The sequence below is a fragment of the Pseudomonas sp. Pseusp9 genome (assembly GCF_059491265.1).
Window position 1 is genome coordinate 5,707,071 of record NZ_CP168500.1, and the last position, 20,446, is coordinate 5,727,516.

At 60.7% G+C, this 20,446-nt stretch carries 21 protein-coding genes; 14 read left to right on the forward strand and 7 right to left on the reverse strand.

Features of this window, described 5'->3' with window-relative positions; genetic code table 11:
* Positions 1-163 precede the first annotated feature (163 nt).
* The 4 genes from ACEN8E_RS25990 (at position 164) to ACEN8E_RS26005 (ending at position 3,690) form a co-directional block, all read left to right on the forward strand.
* A complete protein-coding gene (locus ACEN8E_RS25990; RefSeq protein ID WP_008052407.1) occupies positions 164-961 on the forward strand; it encodes a hydroxymethylpyrimidine/phosphomethylpyrimidine kinase in 798 nt (265 codons plus the stop codon).
* A gap of 31 nt (positions 962-992) precedes the next feature.
* Entirely contained in the window at positions 993-1,616 is a 624-nt protein-coding gene (gene thiE / locus ACEN8E_RS25995) for a thiamine phosphate synthase (protein WP_495590399.1), read from the forward strand.
* Between the two features lie 10 nt (positions 1,617-1,626).
* Positions 1,627-2,910, forward strand: coding sequence for a glutamate-1-semialdehyde 2,1-aminomutase (gene hemL, locus ACEN8E_RS26000; protein WP_495590400.1), 1,284 nt, complete (start codon positions 1,627-1,629; stop codon positions 2,908-2,910).
* Positions 2,911-3,135: 225 nt separating this feature from the next.
* Positions 3,136-3,690, forward strand: coding sequence for a tetratricopeptide repeat protein (locus ACEN8E_RS26005; protein WP_495590401.1), 555 nt, complete (start codon positions 3,136-3,138; stop codon positions 3,688-3,690).
* Positions 3,691-3,829: 139 nt separating this feature from the next.
* Here ACEN8E_RS26005 and ACEN8E_RS26010 read toward each other — a convergent pair whose 3' ends face one another.
* On the reverse strand, positions 3,830-4,159 hold the full coding sequence (locus ACEN8E_RS26010; protein ID WP_003185742.1) for a DUF1820 family protein: 330 nt from the start codon (positions 4,157-4,159) through the stop codon (positions 3,830-3,832).
* A 133-nt stretch (positions 4,160-4,292) separates the two neighbouring features.
* Here ACEN8E_RS26010 and miaB point away from each other — a divergent pair, with 133 nt between their 5' ends.
* From miaB to lnt, 5 genes are all read left to right on the forward strand, one after another.
* Complete coding sequence (gene miaB / locus ACEN8E_RS26015; RefSeq protein WP_249483848.1) at positions 4,293-5,621, forward strand: tRNA (N6-isopentenyl adenosine(37)-C2)-methylthiotransferase MiaB; 1,329 nt, start codon at positions 4,293-4,295, stop codon at positions 5,619-5,621.
* Positions 5,622-5,828: 207 nt separating this feature from the next.
* Positions 5,829-6,836 (forward strand): PhoH family protein, encoded by a 1,008-nt coding sequence (locus ACEN8E_RS26020; RefSeq protein WP_495590402.1) that lies wholly within the window; start codon positions 5,829-5,831, stop codon positions 6,834-6,836.
* On the forward strand, positions 6,829-7,323 hold the full coding sequence (gene ybeY / locus ACEN8E_RS26025) for an rRNA maturation RNase YbeY (protein ID WP_495590403.1): 495 nt from the start codon (positions 6,829-6,831) through the stop codon (positions 7,321-7,323). The genes ACEN8E_RS26020 and ybeY overlap by 8 nt, the downstream gene beginning before the upstream one ends.
* Positions 7,324-7,328: 5 nt before the next feature.
* On the forward strand, positions 7,329-8,168 hold the full coding sequence (locus tag ACEN8E_RS26030; RefSeq protein ID WP_150715958.1) for a CorC family transporter: 840 nt from the start codon (positions 7,329-7,331) through the stop codon (positions 8,166-8,168).
* Between the two features lie 8 nt (positions 8,169-8,176).
* On the forward strand, positions 8,177-9,700 hold the full coding sequence (lnt, locus tag ACEN8E_RS26035) for an apolipoprotein N-acyltransferase (RefSeq protein WP_495590404.1): 1,524 nt from the start codon (positions 8,177-8,179) through the stop codon (positions 9,698-9,700).
* A gap of 48 nt (positions 9,701-9,748) precedes the next feature.
* Here lnt and ACEN8E_RS26040 read toward each other — a convergent pair whose 3' ends face one another.
* Together ACEN8E_RS26040 and ACEN8E_RS26045 are read right to left on the reverse strand one after the other, a co-directional pair.
* Positions 9,749-10,510, reverse strand: a complete 762-nt coding sequence (locus tag ACEN8E_RS26040; RefSeq protein ID WP_495590405.1) for a YdcF family protein — start codon at positions 10,508-10,510, stop codon at positions 9,749-9,751.
* Positions 10,511-10,614: 104 nt separating this feature from the next.
* Positions 10,615-10,935 carry a hypothetical protein gene (locus tag ACEN8E_RS26045; RefSeq protein ID WP_008022948.1) on the reverse strand — a complete coding sequence of 107 codons (321 nt, stop codon included), beginning with the start codon at positions 10,933-10,935 and terminating at the stop codon, positions 10,615-10,617.
* Between the two features lie 281 nt (positions 10,936-11,216).
* On the opposite strand from ACEN8E_RS26045, the gene leuS reads away from it, so the two are divergent.
* From leuS to ACEN8E_RS26070, 5 genes are all read left to right on the forward strand, one after another.
* The gene (gene leuS, locus ACEN8E_RS26050) at positions 11,217-13,823 is read left to right on the forward strand and encodes a leucine--tRNA ligase (protein ID WP_495590406.1); all 2,607 of its coding nucleotides are present in this window, start codon (positions 11,217-11,219) and stop codon (positions 13,821-13,823) included.
* A gap of 87 nt (positions 13,824-13,910) precedes the next feature.
* A complete protein-coding gene (locus ACEN8E_RS26055; protein ID WP_495590407.1) occupies positions 13,911-14,516 on the forward strand; it encodes an LPS-assembly lipoprotein LptE in 606 nt (201 codons plus the stop codon).
* Positions 14,517-14,555: 39 nt separating this feature from the next.
* A complete protein-coding gene (holA, locus tag ACEN8E_RS26060; protein WP_495590408.1) occupies positions 14,556-15,593 on the forward strand; it encodes a DNA polymerase III subunit delta in 1,038 nt (345 codons plus the stop codon).
* An 89-nt stretch (positions 15,594-15,682) separates the two neighbouring features.
* Positions 15,683-15,847, forward strand: a complete 165-nt coding sequence (gene arfA, locus ACEN8E_RS26065) for an alternative ribosome rescue factor ArfA (protein WP_007990624.1) — start codon at positions 15,683-15,685, stop codon at positions 15,845-15,847.
* Between the two features lie 62 nt (positions 15,848-15,909).
* A complete protein-coding gene (locus ACEN8E_RS26070) occupies positions 15,910-17,232 on the forward strand; it encodes a lytic murein transglycosylase (protein WP_495590409.1) in 1,323 nt (440 codons plus the stop codon).
* Positions 17,233-17,364: 132 nt separating this feature from the next.
* On the opposite strand, the gene ACEN8E_RS26075 is transcribed toward ACEN8E_RS26070, so the two are convergent.
* The 4 genes from ACEN8E_RS26075 to ACEN8E_RS26090 all read right to left on the reverse strand — a co-directional run bounded on the left by ACEN8E_RS26075 (position 17,365) and on the right by ACEN8E_RS26090 (position 20,436).
* Complete coding sequence (locus ACEN8E_RS26075) at positions 17,365-18,315, reverse strand: S66 peptidase family protein (protein WP_495590410.1); 951 nt, start codon at positions 18,313-18,315, stop codon at positions 17,365-17,367.
* A gap of 174 nt (positions 18,316-18,489) precedes the next feature.
* On the reverse strand, positions 18,490-19,488 hold the full coding sequence (lipA, locus tag ACEN8E_RS26080) for a lipoyl synthase (RefSeq protein WP_162130451.1): 999 nt from the start codon (positions 19,486-19,488) through the stop codon (positions 18,490-18,492).
* 25 nt (positions 19,489-19,513) lie between these two features.
* Complete coding sequence (lipB, locus tag ACEN8E_RS26085; RefSeq protein ID WP_008022935.1) at positions 19,514-20,161, reverse strand: lipoyl(octanoyl) transferase LipB; 648 nt, start codon at positions 20,159-20,161, stop codon at positions 19,514-19,516.
* Positions 20,161-20,436, reverse strand: a complete 276-nt coding sequence (locus ACEN8E_RS26090; protein WP_429371657.1) for a DUF493 domain-containing protein — start codon at positions 20,434-20,436, stop codon at positions 20,161-20,163. The genes lipB and ACEN8E_RS26090 overlap by 1 nt, the downstream gene beginning before the upstream one ends.
* Positions 20,437-20,446 lie beyond the last annotated feature (10 nt).

Consider the following 20,446-nt stretch of genomic DNA (forward strand, 5'->3'; position numbering starts at 1 on the left):
CTTTAAACACCATTGATTTTTTTCCTTAAAAGGCTCTAGAACGGGCGTTTCAGACTAACTACCAGAAGACATTTTGTGGTTGATGAGTCACCGTGGCGAGGGAGCAGCCGGAGTGGCTGTCGCTACACCCGGAAAAGGTTGTTTGGTGGTAAGCTCGCGCACCATGAATATCTACAGCTCTCGCCCCGTTGTCCTCTGTCTCTCCGGCCACGACCCAAGTGGTGGCGCCGGCTTGCAGGCAGATATCGAAGCCCTGCTCGCTCAGGGTTGCCATGCGGCTCCGGCCGTCACCGCCCTGACCGTGCAAGACACCGTCAATGTCACTGATTTCCGCGTCCTCGACCGTGAGTGGGTACTGGCCCAGGCCAATGCCGTGCTCAACGACTCCGAAGTCGCGGCCGTCAAACTGGGCATGCTCGGTTCCCTGGAAATGGTCGACACCGTGGTCGAACTGCTTTCGGCGCACCCGCACTTGCCGGTGGTCTGCGACCCGGTGCTGCGCGCCGGCGGCGGCGGACGCCTGGGCAAGGACGAAGTCGGCTACGCCATGCGCGAACGCCTGCTGCCCTTGTCGATCATTGCGACCCCCAACCTTCCCGAAGCCCGAATCCTCGCCGAACTGCCCGAAGGCACCGCGGACGAGTGCGCTGAAAAACTCCTGCCGTTCGTCAAACACCTGCTGATCACCGGCGGTCATGGCGACGAAACCGAAATCCACAATCGCCTGTACAGCCGTGATGGCCTGCGCGAAACCTACACCTGCCAGCGCTTGCCCGGCAGTTATCACGGTTCCGGTTGCACCCTGGCCAGCGCCTTGGCCGGTCGTCTGGCCCAGGGTGAAAACCTCGCCAGCGCCGTGCAGACCGCGCTTAACTACACGTGGCGCACCCTGCGCGATGCCGAGCAGTTGGGCAAAGGCCAGTTCGTGCCGCGCCGTTTGCCACTGGATTTCTGTTCGTAACTTCCATTTGTATTGCGGTGAGGCTTGTCCGATGAAACTACGTGGCCTGTACGCCATTACCGACAGCCATTTGCTGGACGGCAAGTTGCTCAAGTACGTGGAGGCAGCGCTGGAAGGCGGCGTCGCCTTGCTGCAATACCGCGACAAGAGCAGCGATGAGGCCCGTCGTCTGCGCGAAGCCGAAGCCTTGCGTGATTTGTGCGAACGCTACAACACCCGGTTGATCATCAATGATGACGCTGAGCTGGCCGCACGCCTGAATGTCGGCGTGCACCTGGGACAGACCGACGGCCCGCTGACCCCGGCCCGTGCTCTGCTCGGTTCCAAGGCAATCATCGGTTCGACTTGTCATGCGCAACTCGAACTCGCCGAGCAAGCGGCCAAAGAAGGCGCCAGCTACGTCGCCTTCGGCCGCTTCTTCAACTCCAATACCAAACCCGGCGCGCCGACCTGCAGCCTCGACCTGCTCGACCAGGCCCGCCGACAGCTGCACCTGCCGATCTGCGCGATTGGCGGCATCACCCTGGACAATGCCGCCCCGCTGGTGGCTCACGGCGTCGATCTGCTGGCTGTGGTGCATGGCCTGTTTGGCGCCCAGAGCACGGCTGAAGTCACCCGCCGCGCCCGCGCATTCAATGAATTACTAAAAGTCTGAGAGCCCGATCATGTCTCGTTCCGAAACGCTGTTTGCCAATGCCCAGAAACACATTCCCGGTGGCGTGAACTCGCCGGTTCGCGCGTTCAAGAGCGTCGGCGGCACGCCGCTGTTCTTCAAGCACGCCGAAGGTGCCTACGTCACTGACGAAGACGACAAGCGCTATGTGGATTACGTCGGCTCCTGGGGCCCGATGATCCTCGGCCACAGCCACCCGGACGTGCTGGACGCCGTGCGCAAACAGCTTGAGCATGGACTGTCCTACGGCGCCCCGACCGAGATGGAAACGCAGATGGCCGATCTGGTCTGCTCGCTCGTACCGTCGATGGAAATGGTGCGCATGGTCAGCTCCGGCACCGAAGCGACCATGAGCGCCATCCGCCTGGCCCGTGGCTTCACCGGCCGCGACAGCATCATCAAGTTCGAAGGCTGCTACCACGGTCACTCCGACAGCCTGCTGGTCAAGGCCGGGTCCGGCGCACTGACCCAAGGCGTACCGAGCTCGGCCGGCGTACCGGCAGCGTTCGCCAAACACACCCTGACCCTGCCGTTCAACGACATCGATGCCGTTGAGAACATGCTGGCCGAAGTTGGCCAGGACGTGGCCTGCATCATCGTCGAGCCAGTGGCCGGCAACATGAACTGCGTACCGCCTGCTCCGGGCTTCCTCGAAGGCCTGCGGACCCTGTGCGACAAGCACGGCGTAGTGCTGATTTTCGACGAAGTGATGACTGGTTTCCGTGTCGCCCTCGGCGGTGCCCAGGCGTACTACGGCGTGACCCCGGACCTGACCACCTTCGGCAAGATCATCGGCGGTGGCATGCCGGTCGGCTGCTTCGGCGGCAAGCGCGAAATCATGTCGCGCATCGCCCCGCTGGGCCCGGTGTACCAGGCCGGTACGCTGTCGGGTAACCCGCTGGCGATGGCCGCCGGCCTGACCACCCTGCGCCTGATCAGCCGCCCGGGCTTCCACGCCGAGCTGACCGACTACACCACTCGCCTGCTCGACGGCCTGCAACAGCGCGCCGATGCGGCCGGCATTCCGTTCGTGACCACTCAGGCCGGCGGCATGTTCGGTCTGTACTTCAGCGGTGCCGACGACATCGTCACCTTCGATGACGTGATGGCCAGCGACGCCGCCCTGTTCGGCCGCTTCTTCCACCTGATGCTGGAAGGTGGCGTGTACCTGGCACCGAGCGCCTTCGAAGCCGGTTTCACTTCGATCGCTCACGGCGAAACCGAGCTGAAACTGACCCTGGACGCCGCCGAGCGTGCCTTCGCCGCCTTGAAATAACGCTGTAGCGCTGACGTTGGCCATCGCCAGCGTCAGCTTTCACCTACGCGTCCGCGTTTTTTCCTACTCATCTGCCGATAATCCCCCGCAAAGTGGACGATATATTTCCCGCGCAGCAGAAAAACGAGTAAAGACTTTGTAAGGTTGGCCCTGCTTATTTCATAATGCGCGCTTATTGGATCCCCTCGATGGGTCCGCGCGCCCTTCAGAGGTAAGTCGATTCCCATGAACCGCACCGGCCGCACCCTTGCACTGGGCTGCCTGTTGCTTCTTCAGCCCCTGCTCGCGCAAGCACAAGCAGGCGGCAACTCGTTGTTAATCCCAGCGATGGGTCGTTGCACCCTCAATACCCAGCCGCAAGATTTGGAACAGGCACTCGCCGCCTGCCAGAAAGCGTCGGATGAAGGGGATGCGCAAGCGCAGTACGAGTTGGGTGAGTTCTACTACGAAGGCAAAAACGCGCCGCGCGACCTCAATAAAGCCCTGAGCTATTTCGAAAAAGCCTCGCTGCAAGGCCACGCCCAGGCGCAATTCAAACTCGGCACCATGTTCTTCCATGGCGAAGGTGTGCCAGCCAATAACGTTCAGGCGTACATCCTGCTGAAGATGGCGGCGGTCAATGGCGCTGAAGATGCACTGGACACCGCCGACGAAGTCACCGAAAAGATGCCCCGCGAAGAACTGGAGGTGGCTACCCAGGTACTCGGGCAAATCTTCCGTAAATATTTGATGGAATTGCAGAGCGCCGATGGGCGTACGCCCTTTTCGCCACTGCCCTGATTTCCATATCGCTCTGGCTGGCCCCATCGCGAGCAGGCTCGCTCCCACAGTTGACCTGTTGCGCACACAAACGTGTGTCAAAAGGCGATCTATTGTGGGAACGAGCCTGCTCGCGAAGGGGACGACTCAATCTTGAACCTTACTTCTCAGGCATCGGCATCGGGAACGGCATGACATTGCCGACCGCGCCACGGGCTTCGCTGATTTTCGGTGTCCCCAGACGCTCGACTTCGTCGATGCGCACGATCGAATGCATCGGCACAAAACTGCGCACCACGCCTTCGAACTGAGCCTTGAGCTTTTCTTCGCTCGGATCGACGACCACTTGCGTGCGCTCGCCAAAGACGAACTCTTCCACTTCCAGGAAGCCCCACAGATCACTTTGATAGATCTGCTTGGCGTACATTTCGAACACCTGGCCCTGGTTGAGGAAAATCACCTTGTAGATTGGAGCTTCACGTTTGGTCATGGTGGGCGGGTAACACATCGGGGTAAAAATGAGGGCGCAAACTATAGCACAGCCGTCGGACGCGCAACGGTAGGAACCACGGGACATGTTCCCTATAATGTGCGGTTCTTTGAATCACGTGATGACTCTTTCCATGGCCAAGAAGCTTTACATCGAAACCCACGGTTGCCAGATGAACGAGTACGACAGCTCGCGCATGGTCGATCTGCTGGGCGAACATCAGGCCCTGGAAGTCACCGCCCGCGCTGAAGACGCCGACGTGATCCTGCTCAACACCTGCTCGATCCGCGAACGTGCTCAGGACCGGGTCTATTCCCAGCTAGGTCGCTGGCGTGAACTGAAGCTGGCCAACCCGGACATGGTGATCGCCGTCGGCGGTTGCGTAGCCAGCCAGGAAGGCGCGGCCATCCGCGATCGCGCGCCGTACGTCGACGTAGTCTTCGGCCCGCAGACCCTGCACCGTCTGCCGGAAATGATCGACGCCGCACGCATCAGCAAGCTGCCGCAGGTCGACGTCTCGTTCCCGGAAATCGAAAAATTCGACCATTTGCCCGAGCCGCGCATCGATGGTCCGAGCGCCTACGTGTCGGTGATGGAAGGTTGCAGCAAGTACTGCACGTTCTGCGTGGTGCCCTACACCCGTGGCGAAGAGGTCAGCCGACCGTTCGACGACGTGATTGCCGAAATCATTCACCTGGCCGAAAACGGCGTGCGTGAAGTGACTTTGCTGGGCCAGAACGTCAATGGCTATCGCGGCACCACTCACGACGGGCGCCTGGCGGATCTGGCCGAGCTGATCCGCGTGGTCGCTGCGGTCGATGGCATCGACCGCATCCGCTACACCACGTCACATCCGCTGGAGTTCTCCGACAGCCTGATCCAGGCCCACGCCGACGTGCCGGAACTGGTCAAGCACCTGCACCTGCCGGTGCAGTCGGGCTCGGACCGCATCCTCGCCGCGATGAAGCGCAACCACACCGCACTGGAATACAAATCCAAACTGCGCAAGCTGCGCGCCGCCGTGCCGGGAATCTGCATCAGCTCGGACTTCATCGTCGGCTTCCCGGGCGAGACCGAGAAAGACTTCGAGCAAACCATGAAGCTGATTGCCGACGTCGGTTTCGACTTTTCCTATTCGTTCGTCTACAGCCAGCGCCCGGGTACGCCGGCCGCCGACCTGGCCGATGACACACCGGAAGAGCTGAAAAAAGAGCGCCTGAATGCCCTGCAGCATCGGTTGAACCAGCAAGGTTTCGAGATCAGCCGACAAATGGTCGGTTCGACCCAGCGGATCCTGGTGACCGATTACTCGAAAAAAGACCCGGGCGAGCTGCAAGGCCGGACCGAGAATAACCGTATCGTCAACTTCCGCTGCGACAATCCGACCCTGATCGGCCAGTTCGCGGATGTACATATCGATGCTGCGCAGCCGCACTCGCTGCGGGGTTCGCTGATCCAATAACACCGTGCCCCCACTGTAGGAGCGAGCCTGCTCGCGATTGCGATCTGACATTCAGTACAAGTGTCGACTGTCACGCCGCCATCGCGAGCAGGCTCGCTCCTACAGGGGATGGTGTTTGGCGCTGGATTATTTAAGAGCTTTCGCACCCACGCCACTGGCGTTATCCTTGATTTCATCTCAATTGCCCCAGGGCGGCTAAATACGACCTTGAACGCACCCATAGAACCACATCGTTTCATCCTCGAGCCTTTTGAAGCTCGCCGCTTCGCCAATCTGTGCGGGCAATTCGACGAGCATTTGCGCTTGATCGAGCAGCGCCTGACCATCGAGATCCGCAATCGCGGAAACCAGTTCGAACTGATCGGCGAACCCAAACACACCACCTCCGCGGAAAACCTCCTGCGCCGCCTGTACCGGGAAACCAAGGGTACCGAGTTGTCGCCGGACATGGTGCACCTGTTCCTGCAGGAATCAGCCGTCGAACAGCTGGACAATCACTCCCCTGCGGAACCTTCCGTCGCCCTGCGCACCAAGAAAGGCATGATTCGCCCTCGCGGCTTGAATCAGGTGCGCTACGTGAAGGAAATCCTCGGCAACGACATCAACTTCGGCATCGGCCCGGCCGGTACCGGCAAGACCTATCTGGCCGTCGCCTGCGCGGTGGATGCGCTGGAGCGCGAGCAAATCCGCCGCATCCTGCTGGTTCGCCCGGCGGTTGAAGCGGGTGAAAAACTCGGCTTCCTGCCCGGCGACCTGTCGCAAAAAATCGACCCGTATCTGCGCCCGCTCTACGACGCGCTCTACGAAATGCTCGGCTTCGAATACGTCGCCAAGCTGATCGAGCGCCAGGTGATCGAAGTCGCGCCGCTGGCCTACATGCGCGGCCGTACGCTGAACAACAGCTTCATCATTCTCGACGAAAGCCAGAACACCACGGTCGAGCAAATGAAGATGTTCCTGACCCGGATCGGCTTCGGCTCCACGGCCGTCATCACCGGAGACATCACCCAGGTCGACCTGCCACGCGGCACCAAGTCCGGCCTGCATCATGTGATCGAGGTGCTCAAGGACGTGCCAGGGATCAGTTTCACCCACTTCCTGCCCAAGGACGTCGTGCGCCATCCACTGGTGCAACGAATTGTCGAAGCCTACGAGCGCTTCGAAACCAAAGCGGCCGATGATGCAGCCGCCAAGGATAGCCGCCGCGATGCTTGAGCTTGACCTGCAAATCGCCACCGAAGCCCCCGCCCCCAGCGAAGCCGAGTTCCGCCAGTGGTGCGAACTGGCTTTGCGCCAGCGCACCGCCGACTCGGAGATGACCATTCGTCTGGTCGACGAAGCCGAAGGACGCGAGCTGAACCACACCTGGCGGCAAAAGGATTACGCAACTAACGTCTTGTCATTCCCGGCCGATGTGCCGGATGAGTTCCTCGACATCCCGCTGCTGGGCGACCTGGTGATCTGCGTCGCCGTGGTCGAGCGCGAAGCCGCCGAACAAGGCAAGGCTCTGAACGCCCATTGGGCACACCTGGTGATTCACGGCTGCTTGCATCTGCTTGGTTACGACCATATTGATGACGACGAAGCCGAAGAAATGGAAGCACTGGAACGAACGTTGCTTGCAGAGCTGGGTTTTCCCGATCCGTACGCGGACGACGAAACCGATTTATCCCCTACCAAAACAACAAAGGATTCAGAGTAATCGCTATGAGCGAAGATCGATCGAGCAACGGGCAGAAGTCATGGCTGGGTAAGCTCACCCAGGCTTTTGCCCACGAGCCGAAAAACCGCCAGGAGCTGCTGGAGCTGCTGCGCGACGCACACCAGAACAAACTACTGGACAGCGAAGCGCTGGCCATTGTCGAAGGCGCCATCCAGGTCGCTGACTTGCAGGTCCGGGACATCATGGTCCCGCGCTCGCAAATGATCAGCATCAAGGCGAACCAGACACCCCGCGAGTTCCTGCCTGCCGTAGTCGACTCGGCCCACTCCCGCTATCCGGTCATCGGCGAAAGCCACGATGACGTGATGGGCGTGTTGCTGGCCAAGGATTTGCTGCCGCTGATCCTCAAGGAGAACGGCGACAGCTTCAACATCAAGGACCTGCTGCGCCCGGCCACTTTCGTGCCGGAATCCAAGCGCCTTAACGTGCTGCTGCGCGAGTTTCGCGCCAACCACAACCACATGGCCATCGTCATCGACGAGTACGGCGGCGTGGCAGGCCTGGTCACCATCGAAGACGTGCTGGAACAAATCGTCGGCGACATCGAAGACGAACACGATGTCGAAGAAGACAGCTACATCAAGCCGCTGCCCAGCGGTGACTTCCTGATCAAGGCCCTGACACCGATCGAGAACTTCAACGAGTTTTTCGACAGCGAGTTCTCCGACGATGAATTCGACACGGTTGGCGGCCTGGTGATGAGCGCGTTCGGGCATTTGCCAAAACGTAACGAAATCACTGAAATCGGCCCGTACCGCTTCCGCATCCTGAACGCCGACAGCCGTCGGATTCACTTGCTTCGCCTGACGCCCATTGCTCGCTAAGGATTGAAATGCGCTGGACAACCCGCCCCGGCTGGCCCGGTAACCTGCTGGCCGTGGCGGCCGGTGCAATCACCACACTGGCCCTGGCGCCGTTCGATATCTGGCCACTGGCACTGCTCGCCGTCGGCCTGTTCTATGCCGGTCTTCGCGAACTGAACCCACGTCAGGCATTGGGTCGCGGCTGGTGCTTCGGTTTCGGCCTGTTCGGTGCCGGCACCAGCTGGATCTACTACAGCATCCACCACTTCGGTGGCGCTTCGGTATTGCTGGCCGGCTTCCTGATGCTGCTTTTCACGGCGGCGATTGCCTGGTTCTTTGCCTTGCCCGCCTGGATTTGGGCGCGCTGGCTGCGCCGCAATGAGGCGCCGCTGGCCGACGCCCTGGCGTTCGCGGCCCTGTGGGTCGGCCAGGAAGCCTTCCGCGGCTGGTTCCTGACAGGTTTCCCGTGGCTGTACTCCGGTTACAGCCAGCTTGATGGCCCGCTGACCGGGCTCGCCCCCATCGGCGGGATGTGGCTGATTTCCTTTACCCTGGCCCTGACTGCTGCGTTGATCTACAACGGCATGCGCCTGGTTCGCACGGGGCGCAAAGGCTTCATCGCTGCCGGTGTATTGCTGCTGGTCGGTCCGTGGCTGGCCGGCATGGCACTCAAGCATCACGCCTGGACCAGCCCGTCGGGCCCGCCACTGAGCGTCGCCGCCATTCAGGGCAACATCGAACAAAGCATGAAGTGGGATCCGGCGCAGCTCAATGCGCAACTGGCGCTGTACCGCGACATGAGTTTCAGCTCCAAACGCGTCGATCTACTCATCTGGCCGGAAACGGCGGTCCCGGTGCTCAAGGAGTCCGCCGAGGGCTACCTGAACATGATGGGCAACTTCGCGGCCGAACGTAAATCGGCGTTCATTACCGGTGTCCCGGTCCGCATGGAGGTACGCCACGAAAAGCGCTTCTTCAATGGCATCACCGCTACCGGTGAAGGCGACGGCACTTACCTGAAGCAAAAACTGGTGCCCTTTGGTGAATACGTGCCCTTGGAGGACATGCTGCGCGGACTGATCGCCTTCTTCGACTTGCCAATGTCGGACTTCGCTCGTGGCCCGGCTGACCAGCCGCTGTTGCAAGCCAAGGGTTATCAGATCGCGCCGTTCATCTGCTATGAAGTGGTGTATCCGGAGTTCGCCGCCAGCCTTGCCGCCCGCAGCGACCTGCTGCTGACGATCAGCAACGACACCTGGTTCGGCACCTCTATCGGCCCCCTGCAACACCTGCAGATGGCGCAGATGCGTGCGCTGGAAGCCGGCCGCTGGATGATCCGCGCCACCAACAACGGCGTGTCCGGCCTGATCAACCCGTTCGGTCAGATTACCGATCAGATCCCGCAGTTCGAACGCGGCATCCTGTACGGTGAAGTGGTGCCGATGCACAACCTGACGCCGTACCTGGAATGGCGTTCGTGGCCGCTGATCATTGTCTGCGTGCTGTTGTTCGGCTGGGCACTGATCGCCAGCCGGATGGCCAAGACCGTCTGAAATCATTTGCGGCGAGGGAGCTTGCTCCCTTGCCACAGGGTTTAGCGCTCAGCGATAGAAGAGCGAATAACCGATCTGCCCCACCGCCTCGTTCATCAATTGCCCATTCTGCCAGATCGCCTTGAACTCCGGCATCCAGCCACCCAGTGGCCGCGCATTGTCGCCGCCCAGAAACCCTACCGGCGCCGGCACCACCTCAAACCCGACCTTGCGGAAACTCCAGACCGCTCGTGGCATGTGCCAGGCCTGAGTCACGACCACCACACGCTTGATGCCCTGAGGCAGCAATACCTCGGCGCTGAACTGCGCATTCTCCCAGGTCGTGCGGCTGCGCCCTTCCTGCCAGCGCACGCTCACGCCAAAATCGTCACGCAAGGAGTCAGCCATCATCTGCGCCTCGCTGGGCGGCGTGCCGTAGTGCAGGCCACCGCTGGTCAGTACCGGCAGGCCGGAAGCCTTGGCCAGCCGCGCGGCAAAACGCTGGCGCTCCAGGCCGACGCCCGTGGGCTGGTCGGCGCCCCAGGCCACGTCACCGCGCTCGCGCCCCGAGCCGAGGATCACGATCGCATCCGCGCGTTGCCCCAGGCTTGCCCATTCGTCGCGGGCCAGCGGTGGCTCCCGCTCGAGCAGGCCGGCACTCCACTGCACCACCACCGGCAGGCTCATCAACCAGAACCCCCCCAGACCCAGTGCAAAGCACGCACTGGCAAGCTTCGGCCTTGAGCGGCGCAACCACCAGGCAAGCAAAAGCAGTAGCAATAGAATGCCGGGTGGCAAAAGAAGTTGTTTTACGAAATAGCGAAATGGCATCGAGCATCTCCCGGAGATGCCCGAAGCCTAGGTGGGTTGACGCAATGCGACAATCAATACGTAAGGACTATGCTTCAAAAAAGCCTGGAGCATGGCTCTGTACCCTATTTGAACTGCAAAGACCGGACCTTTACCGCGTCTCTGCCGCGAACCTTGTCCTTGAGCCAGATGATCTTGGCCGAACGTGGTGCATCGAGTTGTTTTACCGCCTCTGACAAGCATCCGTGCGTCTCACGCTCACTGCGATCCAGATACGCTTTGACCAGTGCAAACTCTGCGGGGCTCAGGCCGCGCAGTTCAAGTTCCAGAGGGCGTTCGTCGCGCAACCGGCTAGCGGTCCTTGCCGCCTCCAGGGCCAAGGCCAAACGATCGATCAGCCTTTCGTACAGCTCCGGTTTTGTAGCTTTTTGCTGTGACTCAACCATCCCTCACCTCATTGGAAGATAAGACCTACTCCCCAGTTAGAGCTTAGCTTCCATGAACAAACCGGCTGAACGCCGCGACCAACGGCCCTCACAGCGGTTTTTGCCGGTCGTGCGACAGCAATCAGGGTTTCCCTCGGCAGAGCGCCGTCATGTATGCTACGACGCTTCCTGTAACTCCACTTCCAGCTCGGCTGGGCATCGAAAACGCCAATTTGGCGTGATCACCGTCCAGCATTGCATTGAAGAGGATTAGGCCACCCCTATTCAGTTCAAAAGTAGCCATGCACGAACAATATCAGCCCCGTGAAATCGAAGCCGCCGCCCAGTCGTTCTGGGACGAGCAAAAGTCCTTTGAAGTCAGTGAACAGCCAGGCAAGGAGACTTACTACTGCCTGTCGATGTTCCCTTACCCCAGCGGCAAGCTACACATGGGGCACGTGCGCAACTACACCATCGGCGACGTGATCTCCCGCTACCAGCGCATGCAAGGCAAGAACGTTCTGCAACCCATGGGTTGGGACGCCTTCGGCATGCCGGCGGAAAACGCCGCGATGAAGAACAACGTAGCGCCCGCCAAGTGGACCTACGAAAACATTGCCTACATGAAATCCCAGCTGCGCAGCCTTGGCCTGGCGGTGGACTGGTCGCGCGAAGTGACCACCTGCAAGCCGGACTACTACCGCTGGGAACAATGGCTGTTCACCCGCCTGTTCGAAAAAGGCGTGATCTACAAGAAAAGCGGCACCGTGAACTGGGATCCGGTCGACCAGACCGTCCTGGCCAACGAGCAAGTGATCGACGGTCGCGGCTGGCGTTCCGGCGCGCTGATCGAAAAGCGCGAAATCCCGATGTACTACTTCAAGATCACCGCCTACGCGGATGAGCTGCTGGAGAGCCTCGACGAACTGACTGGCTGGCCTGAACAGGTCAAGACCATGCAGCGCAACTGGATCGGCAAGTCCCGCGGCATGGAAGTGCAGTTCCCGTACAACGTCGATTCCATCGGCGAAAGCGGCACCCTGAAAGTCTTCACCACCCGCCCGGACACTTTGATGGGAGCGACTTACGTCGCCGTGGCCGCCGAGCACCACCTGGCCACCCTGGCCGCCCGCAACAATCCCGAGCTGCAGGCGTTCATCGCTGAATGCAAGGGCGGCAGCGTGGCCGAAGCCGACGTCGCCACCCAGGAGAAAAAAGGCCTGCCGACCGGCCTGTTCGTCGAGCACCCGCTGACCGGCGAAAAACTGCCAGTATGGGTCGCCAACTACGTGCTGATGCACTACGGCGACGGCGCGGTAATGGCGGTTCCAGCCCACGACGAGCGCGATTTCGAATTCGCCCACAAGTACAACCTGCCGGTCAAATCGGTAGTGCGCACCAGCTCTGGCGATAGCAACCCGACACCGTGGCAAGACGCCTACGGCGAGCACGGTACGCTGATCAACTCCGGCGAGTTCGATGGCCTCGATTTCGCGGGCGCCTTCGACGCCATCGAAGTCGCGCTGATCAAGAAAGAACTGGGCGCCTCGCGTACCCAGTTCCGCCTGCGCGACTGGGGCATCAGCCGCCAGCGTTACTGGGGTTGCCCGATCCCGATCATCCACTGCAACACTTGCGGTGACGTGCCGGTGCCGGAAGATCAGCTGCCCGTCGTGCTGCCGGAAGACGTCGTACCCGACGGCGCCGGCTCGCCACTGGCGCGCATGCCCGAGTTCTACGAGTGCAGCTGCCCTAAATGCGGCGCACCGGCCAAGCGTGAAACCGACACCATGGACACCTTCGTCGAGTCCTCGTGGTATTACGCCCGTTACGCCTCGCCGCACTATCAAGGTGGCCTGGTCGAAAAATCCGCAGCCGATCACTGGTTGCCGGTGGATCAATACATCGGCGGCATCGAACACGCGATCCTGCACCTGCTCTACGCGCGCTTCTTCCACAAGTTGATGCGCGACGAAGGCCTGGTGAGCTCCAACGAGCCGTTCAAGAACCTGCTGACCCAGGGCATGGTGATCGCCGAGACTTACTATCGTCGCGAAGCCAACGGCGCTTACACCTGGTTCAACCCGGCGGACGTTGAACTCGAACGCGACAGCAAGGCCAAGGTCATCAGCGCCAAGTTGAAAGCCGACGGCCTGCCGGTGGAAATCGGTGGCACCGAGAAGATGGCCAAGTCGAAGAACAACGGCGTTGACCCACAGTCGATGATCGACCAGTTCGGCGCAGACACCTGCCGCCTGTTCATGATGTTCGCCTCGCCACCTGACATGAGCGCGGAATGGTCCGACTCCGGCGTCGAAGGTTCGCACCGTTTCCTCAAACGCGTCTGGCGCCTGGCTCAAGCCCACGTCACCCAAGGCCTGCCGGGCAAACTGGACGTTACCGGTCTGAACGACGAGCAGAAAGCCATTCGCCGCTCGATCCACCAGGCTATCAAGCAGGCCAGCCACGACGTTGGCCAGAACCACAAGTTCAACACCGCCATCGCCCAGGTGATGACGCTGATGAACGTGCTGGAAAAAGCCGCGCAAGGCACCGAACAGGATCGCGCACTGATTCAGGAAGGCCTGGAAAGCGTGACGTTGCTGCTGGCCCCGATCACCCCGCACATCAGCCACGAGCTGTGGCATCGCCTGGGTCACGCCGATCCGGTGATTGATGCCAGCTGGCCGACGCTGGACGAAAGCGCACTGGTGCAGGACAGCCTGCAACTGGTGATTCAGGTCAACGGCAAACTGCGTGGTCACATCGAAATGCCAGCCAGTGCCAGCCGCGAAGAAGTGGAAGCAGCCGCCCGTGCCAACGAGAACGTCCTGCGCTTCGTCGACGGTCTGACCATTCGTAAAGTGATCGTAGTGCCCGGGAAACTGGTCAATATCGTCGCCAGCTAATTGGATCAGGCGCCAGGTGAGCCTGGCGCCGAGTAAAACCTTTCGGGCCGCTTGATCGGCCCACATGGTTTCAAGGGGAGCAACAAGATGATCAAACGCAATCTGCTGGTGATGGGCCTCGCGGTTCTGCTGAGTGCCTGCGGTTTCCAGCTGCGCGGAACCGGTACCGACGAACTGGCGATCAAGGAACTCGACCTGAGCGCCCGTAACGCCTATGGCGAAACCGTGACTCAATTGCGTCAGGTACTGCAGGGCAGCGGCGTCAAGGTCTATAGCGGTGCCCCGTACAAACTGGTGCTGACCAATGAACAGGAAAACCAGCGCATCCTCAGTTACGCCGGCGCCGGTCGTGCAGGCGAGTACCAGGTGACCACCGTGCTGAACTACGACATCCGTGGTCGCGGCGATCTGGCACTGTTGAGCGACAAGCTTGAAGTGCAGAAAATCTACATGCACGACGGCAACAACCTGGTGGGCTCCGACCAGGAAGCTGCAACCGCCAGGGCAGAAGGTCGCCGGGAGCTGGTCCAGCGCATGATGCTGCGCCTGCAACAACTGACCCCGGGCCAACTGGATCAGTTGCAGCAGACTGCCGAAGCCAGGGCCAAGGCTGAAGCCGCGGCACTGGAAGCGGCAAAGAAGGCTGAGGCGGACACCCCGCGCCAGTCGCCAATCGAACTGCCGCAGCAGTAAGACTTACGGGGCGCTCAGGCGCCCCGTTCGCCCTCTCTTATGAAGCTCGCCCCCGCCCAACTCGCCAAACACCTGCAAGGCGCCCTTGCGCCGGTCTATATCATCAGCGGCGATGACCCGTTGTTGTGCCAGGAGGCGGCCGACGCTGTTCGCGCTGCCGCCCGCCAGCAGGGATTCGATGAACGCCAGGTGTTTGCCGCCGACGCCAGTTTCGACTGGGGCACGTTGCTGCAAGCCGGTGCCAGCATGTCGCTGTTCGCCGAAAAGCGCCTGCTGGAACTGCGCCTGCCTTCCGGCAAGCCCGGCGACAAGGGTGCTGCCGCGCTGATCGAGTACTGCTCACGCCCGGCCGACGACACCGTACTGCTGATCAGCCTGCCGAAACTCGATGGCAGCGCACAGAAAACCAAATGGGGCAAAGCGCTGGTCGAAGGACAGCAGACCCAGTTCGTGCAGATCTGGCCGGTCGATGTCGCCCAGTTGCCAAGCTGGATCCGTCAACGCTTGTCCCAGGCCGGGCTTTCCGCCAGCCAGGACGCCGTTGAGTTGATCGCAGCAAGGGTCGAGGGCAACTTGCTGGCCGCCGCCCAGGAAATCGAAAAGCTCAAGCTGATGGCCGAAGGGGGTCAGATCACCGTTGAAACCGTACAGGCTGCGGTGGCCGACAGTGCGCGCTTCGACGTCTTTGGCCTGACCGATGCGGTACTCAATGGTGAAGCAGCCCACGCGTTACGCATGCTCGAAGGGTTACGCGGTGAAGGCGTCGAGCCGCCGGTGATTCTCTGGGCCCTGGCCCGGGAGTTGCGCCTGCTGGCCAATATTTCTCTGCAATACAGCCAGGGTACGCCGCTGGACAAGGCCTTCAGCCAGGCCAAGCCGCCGATCTGGGACAAACGTAAACCGTTGATGAGCAAAGCGCTGCAACGCTACTCGGCACAGCGCTGGGCGCAACTGCTGCTGGAAGCACAACGCATCGACGCGCAGATCAAGGGCCAGGCAGCGGGTTCGCCGTGGATGAGCCTGAGTCGGTTGACGTTGTTGATGGCCGGGCAACGCTTGTCGTTACCGGCGGAGTGAAAAGTCCTACGCAATGTAGGGACTAGACAGCACCCTCACTTGAGCAGATGATTCGCCTCGCAAAATCCACTCATTTGCGAGAAATCATCATGAGCAAAAAGCCATCGAAGCATGGCCCCAACAAGGCCAAATCCATCATCGCCCAGCCATTGTTCCGCAGCCGCCAGGAACGCCCAGCCAAGGGCAAAGGCAGCTACCGCCGCGAAGCCTTCCAGTCTGACAGCTGGGAGGCTTCTTACTTTCTGGCGGCCTGAAAGGCAAGCAACCGCTCAACATGTTAAGGTCTGCAACTGATACGTTTTCCCTGGACTTGTGCATGCCCCTTTGTATTTCCCGTCGTTGGCATCTGCGCCAATTGATTGCTGCCTCCAGCCTTGTTTTGCTAGTCGCCTGCGCGGAAAAACCAACCGCTGCCGACGCACAGCCACTTCAGACGCTCCCTGTCGCCACCGCACCCGCAGTCATTGCGCCTGTTGTTCCGAGCGGCGATAACCTCGATATCCAGCCAACCCAGACCTTCGCCGAATGGCAAGCGGGTTTCCGCAAGGATGCCCTGGCCGCCGGTATCCGCGCTGATCTGTTTGATCGCGCTTTTGCCAATGTCAGCTTCGACCCCAGTGTGATTCGTGCCGATCGCAGCCAACCGGAGTTCGCAAAACCGGTGTGGGAATACCTCGACGGTGCCTTGTCGCCGCTGCGGGTACGCAAAGGCCAGTCACTGATCAACCAGTACGCCGACATCCTGCAAAGCATCGAGCAGCGTTACGGCGTTGATCGTCAGGCGCTGGTGGCCGTGTGGGGCATGGAAAGCAACTTTGGCCAGTTCCAGGGCAACAAGTCGGTGATCAACTCGCTGGCGACCCTGGCCTACGAAGGGCGTCGCCCCGGATTCGCCCACGCGCAATTGATTGCCGCACTGCAAATTCTGCAACAGGGTGATATCGAACCGGAGAAAATGCTTGGTTCCTGGGCTGGCGCCATGGGCCAGACCCAGTTCATCCCGACGACCTACAACACCCATGCCGTGGACTTCGATGGCGATGGGCGCCGCGATATCTGGGGGAGCTCGGCCGATGCCCTGGCCTCGACTGCGCATTATCTGCAAAGCTCAGGCTGGCAGAAAGGCCAGCCGTGGGGTTTCGAGGTGCAGTTGCCAGGCGGGTTCAACTACGTGCTGGCCGACGGCACGATTCGCAAGAGCGTCGCGGAGTGGCGGCAACTGGGGATCACGCTGCCCAACGGTGGCCAGGTCCCGGCCGGTTCCGAACAATTGTCCGCGGCCCTGTTGCTGCCGGCCGGTTACCGTGGCCCGGCGTTCCTGGTATTCGACAACTTCCGGGCGATCCTCAAGTACAACAACTCGTCGTCCTACGCCTTGGGGGTGAGCTTGTTGTCCGAACGCTTCAATGGCGCGGGCCTGATCAGCGGCACGTGGCCAAAAGATGATTTACCGCTGAGCCGTACCGAGCGGATCGAGTTGCAGAACCTGCTGAGTGCCCGGAATTACGACGCGGGTAATGCGGACGGGATTATCGGTGCCAATACCCGCAAGGCGATCCGTAGCGCGCAGCAGTCGTTTGGCTGGCCGGCGGATGGGTATCCGACGCACAAGTTGCTGGAAGGCCTGCGTAACCGCTAAAAAGCTTCGCGGGCAAGCCCGCTCCCACAGGTTCACAGGCGATCACAACATTTGTGTACACCTCAAACTTTGTGGGAGCGGGCTTGCTCCGGGCGGCGTTCTGACGAAGACTGAGTAACAGGCGATAAAAATCTAGCGCCTGACCACCACATCCTGCTCCAACACCAATTCCTTGTTCCCCGCATCCAGCCTGACCAGCGCGCCCATGGGCAATGTCAGGTTCGGATCGCAATGCCCGCTACGCCACCCGGACAACACCGGTATCCGCAACGGCTCGAACGTCTGCTTGAGCAACCGCTCCAGCGCAGGCACCTCCACCCCCGCCACATCCCCCACCAGCACCCCACGCAACTTGCTCAAAGTGCCTGCCAACCGCAGCTGGGTCAGCAATCGATCGATGCGATACAGCGGCTCGTTGATGTCCTCGATAAACAGGATGACACCCTCCGCATCGAACTCGTAAGGCGTACCCATGGTCGCGGCGATCATCGACAGATTGCCCCCCAATAAACGGCCGTGTGCGATGCCTGGCTCGATCGTCGACAACGGATAGGCCACGGGATGCGCCAACACACTGCCGGCCTTCACCTGCCCGCGCAGCATGTTGAAAAACGACGGCTCGGTGGGCTTTTGCTTGTCGCCCAGCAGATCAGCGTTGAGCAACGGGCCATGGAAGGTTACGAAACCTGCATATCGGCTGATTGCCAGATGCAATGCGGTAATGTCGCTGTAGCCAATGAACGGCTTGGCGTTGTCGCGCAGCAGTTCGAAATCGATTCGATCAAGCAGCCTCGGTGTGCCATAACCACCGCGCAGGCAAATGATGGCATCGACCTCGTGGTCGGCGAACGCTGCGTGCAGGTCATTGAGCCGCACCTCGTCACTGCCCGCAAGGTAACCTTCTTTCTCGTATACGCCGGGAAAGATCTTCAGCGAATAGCCGCGGGCGCGCATCCATTGCACGGCTTTATCGGTGTCCAGCGGCGCGGGACCGGCAGGCGCTATTACGCCGATCAGCCCTTGCGACGGCAAAGCCGGAACCGGGGCGTGAGGGCAAAGAGTGTGAGACGGTCGAACGGTCATCCTTGAATCTCCCTGGGTGAAAACTTCACCACACAGTAGTCAGGAACGTGGAGAAACAGAAGTGGGTTCGTTACCCCGCAAGTTGCAGGAAACGGCTGCTGTTGCCGTAGGCAAGGCAAAAAAACGCCCGCAAGACTAAAAGCCGTGCGGGCCCTTTTCATTACTGTCAGCCGGTCAGGACGACATCAGCTCGGCCTTGACCAGCTTCGCTTGCTCGTCGGCATGGTACGAGGAACGAACCAGCGGACCAGACGCGACATTCTTGAAGCCCATTTTGTAACCTTCCTCGGCGAACCAGGCAAAGGTATCCGGGTGCACGAAGCGCTGCACTGGCAAGTGGCTACGCGAAGGTTGCAGGTACTGGCCCAGGGTCAGCATGTCGATGTCGTGCTCGCGCATGCGCTTCATGACTTCGATGACTTCTTCGTCCGTTTCACCCAGACCCAGCATCAAACCGGATTTGGTCGGGATGTGCGGCATCATCTGCTTGAAGCGTTGCAGCAGGGTCAGCGACCACTGGTAGTCCGAACCCGGACGTGCGGCCTTGTACAGGCGTGGCACGGTTTCCAGGTTGTGGTTGAACACATCCGGTGGCTCGGCGGCGGTGATTTCCAGGGCAATGTCCATGCGGCCACGGTAGTCCGGGACCAGGGTCTCCAGCTGCACGTTCGGCGACAGCTTGCGGATTTCGCGGATGCAGTCGGCAAAGTGCTGGGCACCACCGTCACGCAAGTCGTCGCGGTCCACCGAAGTGATCACCACGTACTTCAGACGCAAGTCAGCGATGGCGATAGCCAGGCTTTCCGGTTCGTTGACGTCGAGTGGTTTCGGACGGCCGTGGCCGACGTCGCAGAACGGGCAACGACGGGTGCAGATGTCACCCATGATCATGAAGGTCGCGGTGCCGCCGGAGAAGCACTCGCCCAGGTTCGGGCAGGAAGCTTCTTCGCACACGCTGTGCAACTTGTGTTTGCGCAACAGAGCCTTGATGCGGTCGACTTCCGGCGAAACCGGGATGCGGACACGAATCCAGTCCGGCTTCTTCGGCAGTTCGGTGGTCGGAATGATCTTCACCGGGATGCGTGCAACCTTTTCGGCGCCGCGCAGCTTGACGCCGGCTTCAACCTTGGGACGCGGGGCCGGGCGCTCGGAGACATCGAGCGTCGGGATCATGGTTTGCACTGCATCAGTAGTCATATCAGTCGATTCCGCCCGTCAGGGTCGTCTGCTCAGCATAGTCGAGGTGTTTGACGAGCTGCGCGCGCAGCCGGGCACTTACCTCGGCAAATTCAATCGATCCTGCGTGATCGCTCAGCTGGGTCATTGCCAGCCCGGCGTAGCCGCAGGGATTAATCCGTCGAAACGGTTCCAGGTTCATGTCCACGTTCAAGGCCAGGCCATGAAAGGAACAGCCATGGCGAATCCGCAGACCCAGCGAAGCGATTTTCGCCCCGTCGACGTAGACACCCGGTGCATCGGGCTTGGCCACGGCGGTTACGCCGTAACTGGCCAGCAGCTCGATCAGGCATTGCTCCATCCGGCTGACCAGATCGCGCACGCCAAACCCCAGCCTGCGCACATCCAGCAGCAGATAAGCCACCAGTTGGCCGGGGCCGTGGTAGGTCACCTGACCACCCCGGTCGACCTGCACCACCGGAATATCACCGGGAAGCAGCAGATGCTCGGCCTTGCCGGCCTGGCCCTGGGTGAACACCGCAGGGTGTTCCACCAGCCAGATCTCGTCGGCAACGTCGGTGCCGCGTTCGTTGGTGAAGCGTTGCATGGCATGCCAGACCGGCTCGTAAGCCATCTGGCCGAGCTCGCGAAAGCCCAGCGTGCCGGACATCACAGCACCATGTGCACGAAACCGGTCGCCCGCAGAAAGCTGTTGATGTTGTACAGCTGGTCCTGGTCGGTCGCGACGATGTGCAACTGAATGGTGGTGTATTTGCCGTTGCTGCTTTGACGCTCATCGACACGTTCATCGTTGATCGTCGCGTACTGCTTGACGATTTCGATGATCCTGTCCTTGTTGCCTGCGCCCGTATCGCAAATCACCTTAACCGGATAATCAGTCTGGGGAAATTCGATCTTAGGCGCCTTTACTTCGGTATCGGTCATGGCGTAACGG

Coding starts and splice junctions, on each gene's coding strand:
- ACEN8E_RS25990 (WP_008052407.1), top strand. CDS start 164: ATGAATATCTACAGCTCTCGCCCCGTTGTCCTCTGTCTCTCCGGCCAC.
- thiE (WP_495590399.1), top strand. CDS start 993: ATGAAACTACGTGGCCTGTACGCCATTACCGACAGCCATTTGCTGGAC.
- hemL (WP_495590400.1), top strand. CDS start 1,627: ATGTCTCGTTCCGAAACGCTGTTTGCCAATGCCCAGAAACACATTCCC.
- ACEN8E_RS26005 (WP_495590401.1), top strand. CDS start 3,136: ATGAACCGCACCGGCCGCACCCTTGCACTGGGCTGCCTGTTGCTTCTT.
- ACEN8E_RS26010 (WP_003185742.1), bottom strand. CDS start 4,159: ATGACCAAACGTGAAGCTCCAATCTACAAGGTGATTTTCCTCAACCAG.
- miaB (WP_249483848.1), top strand. CDS start 4,293: ATGGCCAAGAAGCTTTACATCGAAACCCACGGTTGCCAGATGAACGAG.
- ybeY (WP_495590403.1), top strand. CDS start 6,829: ATGCTTGAGCTTGACCTGCAAATCGCCACCGAAGCCCCCGCCCCCAGC.
- ACEN8E_RS26030 (WP_150715958.1), top strand. CDS start 7,329: ATGAGCGAAGATCGATCGAGCAACGGGCAGAAGTCATGGCTGGGTAAG.
- lnt (WP_495590404.1), top strand. CDS start 8,177: ATGCGCTGGACAACCCGCCCCGGCTGGCCCGGTAACCTGCTGGCCGTG.
- ACEN8E_RS26040 (WP_495590405.1), bottom strand. CDS start 10,510: ATGCCATTTCGCTATTTCGTAAAACAACTTCTTTTGCCACCCGGCATT.
- ACEN8E_RS26045 (WP_008022948.1), bottom strand. CDS start 10,935: ATGGTTGAGTCACAGCAAAAAGCTACAAAACCGGAGCTGTACGAAAGG.
- leuS (WP_495590406.1), top strand. CDS start 11,217: ATGCACGAACAATATCAGCCCCGTGAAATCGAAGCCGCCGCCCAGTCG.
- ACEN8E_RS26055 (WP_495590407.1), top strand. CDS start 13,911: ATGATCAAACGCAATCTGCTGGTGATGGGCCTCGCGGTTCTGCTGAGT.
- holA (WP_495590408.1), top strand. CDS start 14,556: ATGAAGCTCGCCCCCGCCCAACTCGCCAAACACCTGCAAGGCGCCCTT.
- arfA (WP_007990624.1), top strand. CDS start 15,683: ATGAGCAAAAAGCCATCGAAGCATGGCCCCAACAAGGCCAAATCCATC.
- ACEN8E_RS26070 (WP_495590409.1), top strand. CDS start 15,910: ATGCCCCTTTGTATTTCCCGTCGTTGGCATCTGCGCCAATTGATTGCT.
- ACEN8E_RS26075 (WP_495590410.1), bottom strand. CDS start 18,315: ATGACCGTTCGACCGTCTCACACTCTTTGCCCTCACGCCCCGGTTCCG.
- lipA (WP_162130451.1), bottom strand. CDS start 19,488: ATGATCCCGACGCTCGATGTCTCCGAGCGCCCGGCCCCGCGTCCCAAG.
- lipB (WP_008022935.1), bottom strand. CDS start 20,161: ATGTCCGGCACGCTGGGCTTTCGCGAGCTCGGCCAGATGGCTTACGAG.
- ACEN8E_RS26090 (WP_429371657.1), bottom strand. CDS start 20,436: ATGACCGATACCGAAGTAAAGGCGCCTAAGATCGAATTTCCCCAGACT.